The sequence below is a fragment of the Acinetobacter terrestris genome, from assembly GCF_004331155.1.
Lineage (GTDB): Bacteria > Pseudomonadota > Gammaproteobacteria > Pseudomonadales > Moraxellaceae > Acinetobacter > Acinetobacter terrestris.
The window spans coordinates 44,297-57,318 of the sequence record NZ_SJNZ01000016.1; the positions used below are offsets into that span (position 1 = coordinate 44,297).

At 43.2% G+C, this 13,022-nt stretch carries 15 protein-coding genes; 3 read left to right on the top strand and 12 right to left on the bottom strand.

Going from position 1 to position 13,022, the window contains the following annotated elements:
* Positions 1-24: 24 nt before the first annotated feature.
* From glnD to E0H81_RS10375, 6 genes are all read right to left on the bottom strand, one after another.
* Positions 25-2,691, bottom strand: a complete 2,667-nt coding sequence (gene glnD, locus E0H81_RS10355) for a [protein-PII] uridylyltransferase (RefSeq protein WP_131318689.1) — start codon at positions 2,689-2,691, stop codon at positions 25-27.
* Positions 2,692-2,721: 30 nt separating this feature from the next.
* The gene (purT, locus tag E0H81_RS10360) at positions 2,722-3,936 is read right to left on the bottom strand and encodes a formate-dependent phosphoribosylglycinamide formyltransferase (RefSeq protein WP_171458592.1); all 1,215 of its coding nucleotides are present in this window, start codon (positions 3,934-3,936) and stop codon (positions 2,722-2,724) included.
* A gap of 126 nt (positions 3,937-4,062) precedes the next feature.
* Positions 4,063-4,275, bottom strand: coding sequence for a hypothetical protein (locus E0H81_RS16235; RefSeq protein ID WP_244926531.1), 213 nt, complete (start codon positions 4,273-4,275; stop codon positions 4,063-4,065).
* Positions 4,275-4,691 (bottom strand): hypothetical protein, encoded by a 417-nt coding sequence (locus tag E0H81_RS10365; RefSeq protein ID WP_244926532.1) that lies wholly within the window; start codon positions 4,689-4,691, stop codon positions 4,275-4,277. Before E0H81_RS10365 ends, E0H81_RS16235 begins: the two co-directional genes overlap by 1 nt.
* 100 nt (positions 4,692-4,791) lie before the next feature.
* Complete coding sequence (gene ygaH / locus E0H81_RS10370; RefSeq protein WP_131318693.1) at positions 4,792-5,139, bottom strand: L-valine transporter subunit YgaH; 348 nt, start codon at positions 5,137-5,139, stop codon at positions 4,792-4,794.
* The gene (locus tag E0H81_RS10375; protein WP_131318695.1) at positions 5,129-5,884 is read right to left on the bottom strand and encodes an AzlC family ABC transporter permease; all 756 of its coding nucleotides are present in this window, start codon (positions 5,882-5,884) and stop codon (positions 5,129-5,131) included. The genes ygaH and E0H81_RS10375 overlap by 11 nt, the downstream gene beginning before the upstream one ends.
* A 101-nt stretch (positions 5,885-5,985) precedes the next feature.
* On the opposite strand from E0H81_RS10375, the gene E0H81_RS10380 reads away from it, so the two are divergent.
* Both E0H81_RS10380 and E0H81_RS10385 read left to right on the top strand, forming a co-directional pair.
* Entirely contained in the window at positions 5,986-6,468 is a 483-nt protein-coding gene (locus E0H81_RS10380; RefSeq protein WP_131318697.1) for a hypothetical protein, read from the top strand.
* A 228-nt stretch (positions 6,469-6,696) separates the two neighbouring features.
* Positions 6,697-6,891 carry a hypothetical protein gene (locus tag E0H81_RS10385; protein WP_131318699.1) on the top strand — a complete coding sequence of 65 codons (195 nt, stop codon included), beginning with the start codon at positions 6,697-6,699 and terminating at the stop codon, positions 6,889-6,891.
* A gap of 134 nt (positions 6,892-7,025) precedes the next feature.
* On the opposite strand, the gene E0H81_RS10390 is transcribed toward E0H81_RS10385, so the two are convergent.
* The gene (locus tag E0H81_RS10390) at positions 7,026-7,727 is read right to left on the bottom strand and encodes a Crp/Fnr family transcriptional regulator (RefSeq protein ID WP_131318701.1); all 702 of its coding nucleotides are present in this window, start codon (positions 7,725-7,727) and stop codon (positions 7,026-7,028) included.
* A 96-nt stretch (positions 7,728-7,823) separates the two neighbouring features.
* On the opposite strand from E0H81_RS10390, the gene E0H81_RS10395 reads away from it, so the two are divergent.
* Positions 7,824-8,360, top strand: coding sequence for an Mpo1 family 2-hydroxy fatty acid dioxygenase (locus E0H81_RS10395; RefSeq protein ID WP_131318703.1), 537 nt, complete (start codon positions 7,824-7,826; stop codon positions 8,358-8,360).
* A gap of 63 nt (positions 8,361-8,423) precedes the next feature.
* On the opposite strand, the gene ychF is transcribed toward E0H81_RS10395, so the two are convergent.
* From ychF to E0H81_RS10420, 5 genes are all read right to left on the bottom strand, one after another.
* Complete coding sequence (ychF, locus tag E0H81_RS10400; protein ID WP_131318705.1) at positions 8,424-9,515, bottom strand: redox-regulated ATPase YchF; 1,092 nt, start codon at positions 9,513-9,515, stop codon at positions 8,424-8,426.
* A gap of 112 nt (positions 9,516-9,627) precedes the next feature.
* Entirely contained in the window at positions 9,628-10,287 is a 660-nt protein-coding gene (locus E0H81_RS10405; RefSeq protein WP_131267831.1) for a methionine ABC transporter permease, read from the bottom strand.
* A complete protein-coding gene (locus E0H81_RS10410; protein ID WP_131318707.1) occupies positions 10,268-11,338 on the bottom strand; it encodes a methionine ABC transporter ATP-binding protein in 1,071 nt (356 codons plus the stop codon). Before E0H81_RS10410 ends, E0H81_RS10405 begins: the two co-directional genes overlap by 20 nt.
* Positions 11,339-11,349: 11 nt before the next feature.
* Entirely contained in the window at positions 11,350-12,186 is an 837-nt protein-coding gene (locus E0H81_RS10415) for a MetQ/NlpA family ABC transporter substrate-binding protein (RefSeq protein ID WP_131318709.1), read from the bottom strand.
* Positions 12,187-12,190: 4 nt separating this feature from the next.
* On the bottom strand, positions 12,191-13,021 hold the full coding sequence (locus E0H81_RS10420) for a MetQ/NlpA family ABC transporter substrate-binding protein (RefSeq protein WP_131318711.1): 831 nt from the start codon (positions 13,019-13,021) through the stop codon (positions 12,191-12,193).
* Position 13,022: the final 1 nt, after the last annotated feature.

A 13,022-nucleotide genomic window follows, 5' to 3' on the forward strand; every position in this document is an offset into this window, starting at 1 on the left:
GAAATCGATACCGCTTAATTTAAGTTAATGTTGGCCAGAGACTTGATTCGAGGCTTCATCGAGTGCTGATTTTAATTGCACAGCAAAAGTTGCAGCTTCTGAATCGGACATTGGAATGCCATCTTTTTTAGTGACAAAGAAAATGTCTTCTGCGCGTTCCCCCAGCGTTGCAATTCTAGCAGAGAGAATATCCAAACCTTGCATCATAAATAAACCGCCTATTTTGGCCAGTAAACCCGGATGGTCAAGTGTTGCTATTTCAACCATGTTTTGCTGTAGCGCGGCATTCAGGGTGATGTCGACGGTATTTTCAATATCGAAATGGCGTAACTGGCGTGGAATACGACGTTGCATTAAACCTGGATATTTATCTGATTGACTGAGGGCTTTGACCAAAGCTTCAATTACGGTTTCTTCGCGTTCAGGGTCGGTCAGCAAGGTACCGAAACGGTCAAGCACGACATAGGTATCCAGACTAAATGCAGTAGATGCAGTAATAATTCGCGCATCTTGAACATCCAGATTCATCCGGTCAAATACAGCAACGGTGGTGGCAAATAAATTGGGCTGATCTTGAGTGTAAATAAAGATCTGCACTGCATCCTGGGCAAATTGACGATGGGCACGCATTAACACCAAAGGTTCAGTATTGTTGCCATGCTGCAAGATGGCACGGGTATGCCAGGCAATTTCATCGGCTGATTCTTTAATGAAATATTCATCGCCCAGTTCCTGCCAAATGGTTTCGACATCATAGAGAGAGAAGTCATTGACCAGCAGTTCACTGGCAGCAAATTTGGTGTCTTCAATCAGCATTTGATAATCGACAGGGCGCCCAAGACCGGTACGAATCACATCACGGGCATGGGTATACAGCTGGCGCATGAGCGATGAACGCCATGTATTCCAGAGCTTCGGATTGGTCGCGTTAATATCCGCAACGGTTAGTGTGTACAGATAATCCAGATGTTCCATATCACCCAGTTTTTCAGCGAAGGCTTGAACCACGTCTGGATCGGAAATATCTTTTTTCTGCGCAGTCATGGACATGAGCAAATGACTTTGAATCAGCCATGCAACCAGATTACATTCACGCTCGGTAAAGCCATGTTTGCGACAGAACTTGATCGCATCTTCTGCACCCAATTCACTGTGATCGCCGCCACGACCTTTGGCAATGTCATGGAATAAAGCGGCCAAATAGACAATATCGCGACGTGCCAGACGCTGGAACACTGAACTGACCACAGGGAAATCTTTGGCAAATTCGGGTTCTTTAAAGCGGTTTAAATTGCGCAGTAACAATAAGGTATGCGCATCTACAGTATAAATATGGAACAGGTCATATTGCATCAGACCCATAATCTGGCCAAATGCAGGAATATAATTACCCAGAACACTATATCGTTTCATCGCAACGAGCGTCTCATAAAGACGATGCGGTGAGCGAATGATGGCCATAAACAGGGCTTGATGTTCAGGATTATCCCGATAGCTTTGATCAATGCGTTTTGCAGCGAGGATCAGAAGACGCAAGGTACGTGCGCGAATACCCTCAATTTCTGGACGATTGGCCAGTAAATAGAAGATTTCTAGAATTGCGCTTGGGCGTTCCGAGAAAATTTTGTGATGCTGTACTGCAAGTTTGCCATCCACCAGCTTGAAGTTTGCGTTAATTTCTTCAATTTTACGCTCATAGTTGGGTAAACGTGGCGTAATGACCGATTCATTAAAATAAGCCAGCAGCATTTCATTCAGTGTGGACACTTGCTGCGCGCTACGATAATAACGCTTCATGAATTGTTCGATTGGGTAGTTTTGTGAATGATGTTCTTCACGGGTGTAGCCGAACAGGGCTGCAATATCACGTTGATAATCGAACAATAAACGGTTTTCATCGCGTTTGGTTAAGCGGTGTAAATGATGGCGAATTTCCCACAAGAAACTTTCTGCTTCTTCTAAAACACCGAGTTCAAAATCTGAAATAAAACCTAAATGTACCAGATCATAAATACGGTTGACCCGGAAATGGCGTTTTGCAATCCAGCCAATTTGGTTGATGTCGCGAATACCGCCCGGGGCATTTTTAATATCCGGTTCGAGATTGCTTTCAGTATTGTTATGCTGAGCATGGCGTCGTGCCTGCTCATCCATTTTGGCATCAAAAAAGGTTTTATCTGTCCAGGTTTGTGACACGATCCGACGCGGCCATTTGGCCAAATGTGGATTGCCAATAATCAGGCGTGACTCAATCAGGGCGGTGGCAACGGTTAAATCACTGGTGGCCTGTTCTACACATTGGGAAATGGTGCGTACACTAATGCCCGGTTTGAAATTACCCACGTCCCATAATGATGAGATAAAGGTTGAAATCAGTTTTTCCTGATCGGGGGTGATTTCATCTTCCGATAAAATCATGATGTCGACATCGGAATAGGGCAACATTTCCCGACGACCATAACCGCCCACAGCAAATAAGCCTAAATCGGTCTGATCCAGTTCGGCATGTTTCCAGAGAAACTGTAAGGCTTCATCAATCAAATTGGATCGGGCCGAAATGACTTCACGAATCGACTGTCCATTTTCAAAACCTTCCTGAAGCTGCTTTTCAACATCGGTGCGCCATTGATTGATCGCTTGAATGTCATGGTTACTTTTAACGTAATTCAACAGTGGAGAGGTATTGATCATGAACAGGGGTCCGTAAATAAGGTGACAGGTTTAGTTTTGCTGAACACTGACTTGAGTCGCCGTGTGTAGTGCGAGTTCACGTGCCTGATCGGTTGTTTCAGCACGTGCCGTTGCAACACCCATGCGACGACGTTTAAAACCTTCGGGTTTACCAAAAAGGCGTAAATCTGTATCCGGATTAGATAAAGCAAGATTTAAGCCAGAAAACGAAAGATTGCGATCATCCACGCCTGCATAAATAACTGCACTAGCTGCAACGCTATGGCGTGTGGTATTCACAGGCAGGCCTAAAATGGCACGTGCGTGCAGTTCAAATTCACTCTGGAATTGCGAGGCAAGTGTCACAAGCCCCGTGTCATGCGGACGTGGTGATACTTCACTAAACCATACTTTATCGCCTTTGACAAACAGTTCGACCCCGAAAATACCGCAACCGCCCAAGGCTGCCGTTACTTTATGCGCGATCCGTTTAGATTCATCCAATGCTGCAGCAGTCATGGCTTGAGGCTGCCAGCTTTCTACATAATCGCCCGCATCTTGACGGTGTCCGATCGGGTCGCAGTATTGGGTTTCGATTTCACCCGTTTCAGCATTTTTAGCACGGACAGTAAGCAGGGTAATTTCAAAGTCAAAATCAATTTGCGATTCCACGATCACTTTGCCTTGATTTACACGACCGCCAGTTTGCGCATATTCCCAAGCGGCATCGACTTCATCAAAGCTTTTAACGCGAGACTGGCCTTTACCTGAAGAGGACATCACCGGTTTAACAAAATTTGGATAGCCAATGTCATCGCAAGCAGCGCGGAAAGACTCAATCGAGTCAGCAAAACGATAAGCAGAAGTTGGCAGACCCAGTTCTTCAGCAGCCAAACGGCGGATCCCTTCACGGTTCATGGTCAGGTTAACCGCTTTGGCTGAAGGAATAACGGTGGCAATCTTTTGTTCTTCGATATCGACCAAAACCTGAGTCGCAATCGCTTCAATTTCAGGAATAATTAAATTGGGTTTAACTTGTTCGATCAGTTGTTTGAGTTCTTCGGCATCTGCCATATTTAAAGTATAAGAATAATGGGCAACTTGCATGGCAGGTGCGTGATCATAACGGTCTGCAGCGTGAACTTCCACACCCAGACGTTGTAGCGAAATCACCACTTCTTTACCCAACTCTCCTGAGCCTAAGAGCAAAATTTTAAATGCAGAAGCTTGAAGGGGAGTACCAATAGTCACGCTCATGTAAATCATCCATGCTTGATTTTATGGGCTTTTAGCATAGCAGAACTGACTGGGGGATTAAGCCTGGATTCACATAAAATAATGATATTGTCCAACAATTTTATTTATAAAGTTTATAGAGATTTACATCTTAAATCAGGCAGATTGCTTGAACCGATCTGGAACAGGGTTTAAATGATAAATACGGTTTTGCGGGTTCAGTTTTTCCATTTCTAAAATTTGATGCTGACTTAAATCCAGCCAGCTTAGGAGTTTCATTGTTTTATAGCGTTGCCAGCAGAGATATGGAACGGCAAAAGGAAGGATGAAGCCAAGGGTGAATAATCCAAGCCCCATCAGACAAAGCATTAAGGCATCCTGCAGCACCTTGCCCAACTGGAAATGACCGACAGAAAATGCCGCAAGGGAAAAGAATAGAAAAGCAGTGCAAACAGAAAGCCAAACAATTGAAGTGCATTCGGCAATACACGATGTTTAAAACTCCAGTAGCCAAATATCAGATTCTGCGGATGCAAGTGCACGACCTGTTGGGTCTGATTCAGCATGGCAATAATCTGATTTTTGCCATTATTTTCAAAATAAATGGCCCGGACTAAATCTGCTGGTTCAGCATGTACTTCGATAAAATGACCAACAAAGTTTTGAGCATTAATGAAGCATTCAAAATAACAGGCAGGAAAGCTGTATCGGGAATATGGTGATGGTTCATCCCGCCGTTGATGAATAAAGATTTTCCCTTCAATAAGCTGTTTGGATTCAAACATGCAAAATGATCCTTATTTTTGTTTTTATATTCAATATAAAAGGCTTATACACTCAAATTAGCATAAGCCTTTGTTCATCTTAAGATGAATTTTTAATTTTTTAAAAGTGAAAGGGCAGATAGGTATAAATTAAGCCATAAGTCACGGCCGCGGTTAAAGTCGCAGGTACAATCTGCTTAAACTTAAAATACAGCCCGGCTAAGGTTAAAAAACCGATCAGCATGGCAAAGCTTTTATTCGGCGTTTCCATCAGCGGTGGAAGGGTGGCAACCACCAGCATGGAACTAATGGCGGCAATACCAATACTGCCTAAGGCAATTTTAATCCAGACCGAACCACGCTTTTGCGAGTTTTGCTGATGTTTTTGAATGACATAAAAAGGACCAAACCGTGATGCAAAATTGGCAATCCCAACGATGATGCCCACCAGAATAATTTCAAGATTCATGCGTTTCTCCAAATTCATCATCGTGTTGTTTTAAAACATAGTGCTTAAATAAGACCGCCAAAATACCGGATAAAATTCCAATGAAAATCGCTGCCGACAAATTAATGAAATAGCAGGCGATGGCTGAAACAATTAAACAGACAGCGACGATTAAAGTATGTTTCTTTTCAAAAGCTGCAAGCAGGAAACTTAAGAACAGGGCAGGAAGCAGAAAATCCAGTGCGGCTTGTAGGAATTGCGGTAAGTGACTGACCTGATCTGCAAATAATCCACCCAAGAACGAACCTAAAGCCCAAGACATCCAGCTGAATAAGCTCACGCCTAGCATCCAGGACTCTGACCATTCCTGTCGACGCTGCGAGAGTTTAATCATCCCGGAAGCAAAGACTTCATCGGTCAGACCCCACGCCCAAAATGCTGTCTTTTTTAAGTTTAATTTATCTTGAATCAGGTTTTGCAGCGCGGGGCCGTAGAGTAGATGACGAATGTCTAAAGCAATCACGGTAAGCGCTGTCATCCAGATGGATGTACCGCTGCCGAGTAAAGCCACCACTAAAAACTGGCTGGCGCCGGCATACATGGAACAGGATAAAAACAGGGCTTCCCAAGGGGTAAAGCCAAATTGTGTCGCGGAGACACCGAAAGCAAAAGAAACCGGAAGATAAGTAAAAATAATGGCTTGACTATCTTTAGCGCCTTGCCAAAAACCAGCAGCTTGTACTGGAGGAATTTTGTGCTCAGACACGACACACCTAAGAAAAGTTAGACAAAGGGGAGAAAATGATGATTGAGTATTCTACCCGAATTCACTAGCATAGTGCCGAAATGTTTGTATAGGCAGCGGATATGTTTGCGTCCAAATCACGTGCAATAGGGATGATTTCTGTACTGTGCAGTATTTTTGCATTGCAGGCTTGTGGTCAATCATCTGAAGAACCCGAGCAGAAAGTTGAAATTAAGGCTGCACCAAAGCTCAGCAATGATGCAACCACGTATGCCCATGAAGCCTGGAAATTTATCAATCAGGTCGATGGCTTGGTGTATGCAAAACAGTTGAATGTGCTTGAAGAACAGGTGCGTAAACCTGCCCGCAAGTTAAGTACCGATTGGCGTATTAATGTCAAAATGACCGACTCCGTGACTGAAGGAAAATATGCATTGTGCCGTAAAGCATTGACCAGTCTGGAAATATGGGCGCGTGAAAGCATCGATCAATCCAGTTCGGCGGCACAAAAGCAAGCAGATTACGAACGAGATAAACAACAGTGCAAGGGTGCGATAGATAATCCTGAACTGGGAAATACTGACCCGAAAAAGAAAGGGGTTTAAGTCAGATGAAACGAGGCAAATGCCTCGTTTTTTTTCATGCAATTTTTTTAAAGCTTATTTTTTACTTATAGTTAAAAAGAATTAATAAGAGAATAAAACGATAACTTGATAAATACATATTATTATCGCTAAATGATAATACGTGTATAATAAATTGCATTGATGTTATTATTATTTTGATAAAAATCTAAATAACTTCCATGTAGTAAATAAATAGAGGAAGAAAAGATGTTTAATAAAGTGTTTTTATCAATAAGTGTGGTTTTGACTCTAACTGTTTGTCAAAGCGTTCCAGCCGCGCTTGCTTCACATGCTGCAGATCAGGTTCAAGTGATTCATTCATCTTCTTCAAATATCCAGCAAGAAGTTGCACCTTGTACCAATGGTTTTGATGCCGTGAATGTATGTGAGTTACTTTCATAAGCGGTAAATATGAATGAGCAGACCAGTACATTCACTTTTTATGCGTATGTCATGCTTAGCTATAGATGAGTGAAATACTGCAACGGTATTGCATCTCAATGATTCAGATATTGTTAATATCTAATATTTTTTGTTCAAAGCTCTGGAAATGCATGCGCGATTCGATGCAATTTAGCCAGATCCAAAATTTCGATTTTCCGAAAAGAAAGCCGCAAAATATTCTGCTTCTCTAAAGCCTGCAGTTCCTGGTTCACGGTTTGTCTGGAACAGGTCAGCATTTGCGCCAATTGTTCTTGGGACAAATGAATGGTGTTGGTTTCAATCATTAAATGACTGCCATAGCCATTTAAGATAAACATTAAGCGTTGTGCTAAACGCTGGGTCATGTTTTGGGTCTGAATCGAAATGAGTTCTAAAAAAGCAAAACGTAACTTTTGACTGGTCAATTGCGCAATGTGATACCAAAAAACCGGATGTGCTGCGAGCAGTTTGTGAATGGCGAGACTTGGAATATGCAAGATCAGACTTTTTTGAATGGCGATGGCATCGTGCGAGCGAGGTTGGGCATCGACCAGTGAGATTTCGCCAAACCACATAATCGGTTCCACAATTGCCGCTACGGATTCTTTGCCTTCAATATCAATATAGCCTAAGCGAACAGCGCCTTCTAAAACGGCATAGATGCCATTAAATGTATCTCCTGAATGGAAGATAGCTTGTTCCTTGGCAAAATGCTGTTGCACCGCATGGCTCACAATAAATTCCTTAAACACTGAAGGCAATTGTGAAAACCATGCGTTCTGTTCTAAATGAGCAATATAAACGGAGGATAGCACTTCAATTCCTTTTTGATCTGAGTTGTCATTTAGCCGACAACTTTGCCTTTGGTTTTTTTATATAGTCGAAGCATGAGTGTAACAAGGAAGAACAACATGACCAAATTAGAACAGCTGCTCAGCCAGTATGCAGCGTATCACCTAGATCATAAAAACATTTTGACGCATTTTGTGGGCATTCCTTTGATTGTCTTTGCCATTGTTTGTTTAACCGCAAGAGCAGGTGTGATGCTGTCAGGAATGGAGTTGACCTTAGCGTCGGTAATCCTGATTGCAAGTGGCATATATTACCTGAGTTTAGACCGCATTTTGGGTCTGATCATGCTAGTCATCTATGCGATCGCTTATCCATTCGCTTACAAGATTGCACAGCTCGATACCAGTCTTTGGCTAAGCTTAAGTATTGGCATCTTTGTCGTAGGATGGGCATTTCAGTTTGTGGGGCATTTTTATGAAAAGAAAAAACCGGCATTTATGGACGATATTATTGGCTTAGCCATCGGCCCATTATTTGTTTTGGCGGAAATGGTATTCATGCTCGGTTTTCGTAAAGGCCTAGAGCAACGTATACTAGACCACGCTCATTTGTTACGCGCTAAAATGGATAACAAGCAGATCTCAGCCTTAAACTAGTTGAATTAGTGTATAGCCATAAAAAAAGCCCCGAATGAGTCGGGGCTTTTTTCGTTTTAACGATTAAACATTAAAACGGAAGTGTAAAACGTCACCGTCTTGAACGATGTAAGTTTTACCTTCTAAACGCCATTTACCGGCTTCTTTCGCGCCAGCTTCGCCGTTGTATTGTACGAAGTCATCATAAGCGATACATTCAGCGCGGATGAAGCCTTTTTCAAAGTCAGTATGAATTACGCCAGCAGCTTGAGGAGCGGTTGCCCCCACTTTAACCGTCCAAGCACGAACTTCCTGTACACCTGCAGTGAAGTAAGTTTGTAAGCCAAGTAGTGAATAACCTGCACGAATGACCGCATTCAGACCAGGTTCTTCCATGTCCATTGCTTCAAGGAATTCAGCGCGGTCTTCATCTTCAAGCAATGAAATTTCAGCTTCAATCTGGTTGCACAGTGGAACCACAATCGCATTTTCAGCAGCAGCAAGTTCACGAACAGCATCCAAATGGGGATTGTTTTCGAAACCATCTTCAGCAACATTGGCAATGTACATGGTTGGTTTTAAAGTCATTAAACCAAAACCACGAACCAGTTTACGCTCATCATCATCAAGGTCAGCTGCGCGAGCCGGTTTGCCTTCATCCAATAATGGCTGGATTTTTTCTAAAATCGCTTTGGTTGCAATCGCTTCTTTATCGCCACTTTTTGCAGATTTTGCTAAACGCGTGATGGCTTTTGCAACTGCTTCAAGGTCAGCAAGTGCAAGTTCAGTGTTGATGGTTGCGATGTCATCCAGCGGATCAATCTTACCATTCACGTGAATTACGTTTTCATCTTCAAAACAGCGAACCACGTGTGCAATCGCATCGGTTTCACGGATATTGGCAAGGAACTGGTTACCCAAGCCTTCACCTTTAGATGCACCCGCAACCAAACCGGCGATATCCACAAATTCCATTGCAGTTGGAACCACACGTTGCGGTTTAACGATTTCCGCAAGTTTGTCCATGCGCAGGTCAGGCACAGGTACGATACCGGTGTTTGGTTCAATGGTACAGAAGGGGAAGTTTTCTGCAGCAATCGCAGCTTTAGTCAATGCATTGAAAAGTGTAGATTTACCAACGTTCGGCAAGCCGACAATACCGCAATTAAAACCCATGAAATGACTCACAAAGTATTATTTAAAAATTGTGGCTGATTTTACATGAAAGCCACCACAAAGTCAGGTCATGGCTTTCATGTTTATTGAAAACAACTGAAATGTATATTGTTTAAATTTTACGTTTATCCAGCTGGTTGGCAAGGGTGTCGCCCGTTGCCTGAATCAGCATGACCAAAACAATCAGCACCACAATAACCGCAAGCATGATTTGCATATCAAAACGCTGATAACCATAGCGGTAGGCAATATCGCCCAAACCGCCTGCACCAATGGCACCGGCAATCGCGGAGGAGTTAATCATGGTGACTAAGGTTACGGTAAATCCGGCCACAATACCGGGCAGTGCTTCGGGCAGAAGTACATGCCAGACAATCTGCTTGCGGTTACAGCCCATGGCTTGTGCAGCTTCAATCAAGCCTTGATCAACTTCGCGTAAACTGACTTCGGCGATACGTGCAAAGAAAGGTGTCGCGGCAAGGGTCAGTGGAACCACTGCTGCCCATACGCCATAACTGGTGCCAACGATGAGACGAGTCAGTGGAATCAGCGCGACCATTAAAATCAGGAAGGGGATTGACCGGGTAATATTTACGATCCATCCCAGCGACTGGTTAATGCTTTTCGAGGGATAAATGCCATGCTCCGAGGTATTGACCAAAATCACGGCCATCGGCAAACCAATCAGCAAGGCAAAAAATGCGGAAACACCGACCATCAATAAGGTATCGATGGTACCGGTAATCAACAGATCAATGAGTTGGTCGTGCATAGCCCAATACCTCTACATGTGCAATTTGGTTTTTTAAATGTTGCGTGAGTTGCTGCAGATCAATCTCTAGATCAGCTACACCCACAATTAACGTGCCGACCAAATGATTTTGAATGGTATCAATATGACTTTGATACAAATGCACCGAATGCCCAAAGCGATTTAAAATCTGCGCAAGGTCAGGTGAATGCCTGGCTTCACTGGCATATTTCAGTTTTAAAATAGTATGTGAAACTGTGTTGTCCTTTTCAGGATAAAGCGCAAATGGCAAATCCAGTTGTTCAAGATTGAGTAACTCCTGGGTAATGGCTTTTTCTGGATTGGAAAATACCGACCAGACTTGCCCTGACTCCACAATCTCACCTTTTTCAATCACCACCACCTGATCGCAGATTTCACGGATCACCTGCATTTCATGGGTAATCAGCACAATGGTAATGCCCAGTTTCTGATTGATTTCTTTGAGCAGGGAAAGCACCACCGAGGTACTTTCAGGATCGAGTGCAGAAGTCGCTTCATCGCAGAGCAGAATTTCAGGATGGCTGACCAAAGCACGGGCAATCCCGACGCGCTGCTTTTGTCCACCAGAAAGCTGTGACGGATAATGCTCTGCCTTATCGCTCAGACCAACCAGTTGCAGTACTTCATTGACGCGTTGTTCAATGTCCGCCTTATTAAAGTTTGAAATTTTTAACGGCAGGGCAACGTTTTCCCAAACGGTTTTTGCCGACATTAAATTGAAATGCTGGAAAATCATGCCAATTTTTTGGCGCAACTGAATTAAATCCTGGTGATTTAATGTGGCTATTTCCTGTTGATGGATATGAATGCTGCCTTCATTGGCCTGTTCCAATCCATTTAAGGTACGTAGCAGTGAAGATTTGCCCGCGCCACTTTTACCAATAATGCCCAGAATCTTGCCTTGGGGAATATCCAGATTAATATTCTTTAAGGCATGTACCTGTTTGTCCTGTACATCATAAAATTTATTCAGGTGCCGGATTTGAATATGCGGCACTGAAAAATCGATTTGTGAACCAAAACTCACCATGGTTATTCTCCTTATTTCCAGCCTTCAAACCACATGCCTTGCCCAAAATCTTCATTCAAAATTTCACGAACTTTGACAGAGTTTTGGAATGCTTTTACAAAGGTAGCCAGCTTTTGGTCTTCATCTGAGTAGTCTTTACGCGTCACAAATAAAATGGCGTATTTTTTATCTACCGGGTCAATCATCAGGGCTGAATTGGGGTCAGCAACTTTTGCCATTTTTAAATAATGCGGAAAGCCCATAATCAGGTCCGCTTCGTTATAGGCATGTGCTGTTTGTGGACCTTCAACTTCAATCAGCTTGAGTTGTTTCGGATTGCTGGTGATGTCCTGCAGGGTGGTTAATTCATTATTGACATCTTTTACCGAGAGCAAACCTGCACGGGCTAAGAGCGTCAAGCCACGCGACAAGTTCACCGGATCATTCGGCACCACCACTTTGGCCTGATTGGGAATTTGATTCAGCGACTGATATTTTTTTGAATATAAACCGACATGACTGCCCGAACCTTTGCCAAAGGCATGCAGGTTATAACCCGTTTCACGCACGGCATTGGCCAAGAACACACTCTGCTGAAAAAAGTTGGCATCAATATCACCGTTTTGAACCGCAACATTCGGTGCTTGCCAGTCTGAAAACTCGATCAGTTCGACATTAATGCCTTGGGCTTTGACTTCGTCAGCCACACTTTTTAAAAGTTCGGCATAGGGTGGGCTAATGCCAATTTTCAGTGTGTCACTGTGTGTGTTGCTGTTGATCCAGCGATAGCCTGCAAGTCCGGCCACCAGCGCAATCACCACTGCCGTGATGACCCAAAGTTTGGTATTGTTTTTAACTGTATTTGACATGATCTTATTTCCAGCCTGGGAACCAGAGTTTGGCACCAAAGTCTTGGTCCAAAGCCTGTTTCACTTTTGCCGAGTTTTGATAGATCTCCACAAATTTTTTCAGCTTGTCATTTTTATCTTGGTAATCATCACGCACTGCAAACAAAATGGCATAACGTGTGTCAGCGTTAGAGTCGAATAACAAGGCTTGTTCAGGATCAGCCGTTTTCGCTAAACGTAAGTAGTGCGGGTAGCCAAAAGCCAGATCGACATCATCAATGGCACGCGCCGTTTGTGGGCCTTCAACTTCGACAAACTGTAATTTTTTAGGATTGGTCTCAATGTCTTTCAGACTAGATAAATAATTCTCTGGATCTTTAAGAGTAATTAACTGTGCTTGTTGTAAAAGAAGCAGCGCACGTCCCTGATTCACAGGATCATTAGGAACGACCACTTTGGCATTGTCTTTTAACTCATCAAAACTTTTGATTTTCTTGGAGTACAAACCGACATGCGTTGCAGCACCTTTAGCGAATGCCTTAATCTTAAAGTCGGTTTCTTTTTTCGCGTTATCCAGGAAAGGCTGGTGCTGAAAAAAGTTGGCATCAATATCGCCATGGTTCAAGGTAATGTTAGGTGTATTCCAGTCGGAAAATTCTACCAGTTTTACATTCAAGCCTTGTTGTTTGGCCTCATCTGCTGCGACTTGTAAAGGTTTGGCAAATGATGGACTGATCCCAATCACCAGTTCATCAGAAGCTGATTTTTTTTGTTGATTCCAGACCACCAGCCCAATAATGACTGCGGCAATAATCACCCCAATAATGGTGAATTTGGTTTTAGCTGTTTGTGCCATG

What these genes read in the sequence shown, in the direction of transcription:
- glnD (WP_131318689.1), bottom strand. Translation starts at nt 2,691, where the DNA reads ATGATCAATACCTCTCCACTGTTGAATTACGTTAAAAGTAACCATGAC.
- purT (WP_171458592.1), bottom strand. Translation starts at nt 3,936, where the DNA reads ATGATTTACATGAGCGTGACTATTGGTACTCCCCTTCAAGCTTCTGCA.
- E0H81_RS16235 (WP_244926531.1), bottom strand. Translation starts at nt 4,275, where the DNA reads ATGCTTTGTCTGATGGGGCTTGGATTATTCACCCTTGGCTTCATCCTT.
- E0H81_RS10365 (WP_244926532.1), bottom strand. Translation starts at nt 4,691, where the DNA reads ATGTTTGAATCCAAACAGCTTATTGAAGGGAAAATCTTTATTCATCAA.
- ygaH (WP_131318693.1), bottom strand. Translation starts at nt 5,139, where the DNA reads ATGAATCTTGAAATTATTCTGGTGGGCATCATCGTTGGGATTGCCAAT.
- E0H81_RS10380 (WP_131318697.1), top strand. Translation starts at nt 5,986, where the DNA reads ATGTTTGCGTCCAAATCACGTGCAATAGGGATGATTTCTGTACTGTGC.
- E0H81_RS10385 (WP_131318699.1), top strand. Translation starts at nt 6,697, where the DNA reads ATGTTTAATAAAGTGTTTTTATCAATAAGTGTGGTTTTGACTCTAACT.
- E0H81_RS10395 (WP_131318703.1), top strand. Translation starts at nt 7,824, where the DNA reads ATGACCAAATTAGAACAGCTGCTCAGCCAGTATGCAGCGTATCACCTA.
- ychF (WP_131318705.1), bottom strand. Translation starts at nt 9,515, where the DNA reads ATGGGTTTTAATTGCGGTATTGTCGGCTTGCCGAACGTTGGTAAATCT.
- E0H81_RS10405 (WP_131267831.1), bottom strand. Translation starts at nt 10,287, where the DNA reads ATGCACGACCAACTCATTGATCTGTTGATTACCGGTACCATCGATACC.
- E0H81_RS10410 (WP_131318707.1), bottom strand. Translation starts at nt 11,338, where the DNA reads ATGGTGAGTTTTGGTTCACAAATCGATTTTTCAGTGCCGCATATTCAA.
- E0H81_RS10415 (WP_131318709.1), bottom strand. Translation starts at nt 12,186, where the DNA reads ATGTCAAATACAGTTAAAAACAATACCAAACTTTGGGTCATCACGGCA.
- E0H81_RS10420 (WP_131318711.1), bottom strand. Translation starts at nt 13,021, where the DNA reads ATGGCACAAACAGCTAAAACCAAATTCACCATTATTGGGGTGATTATT.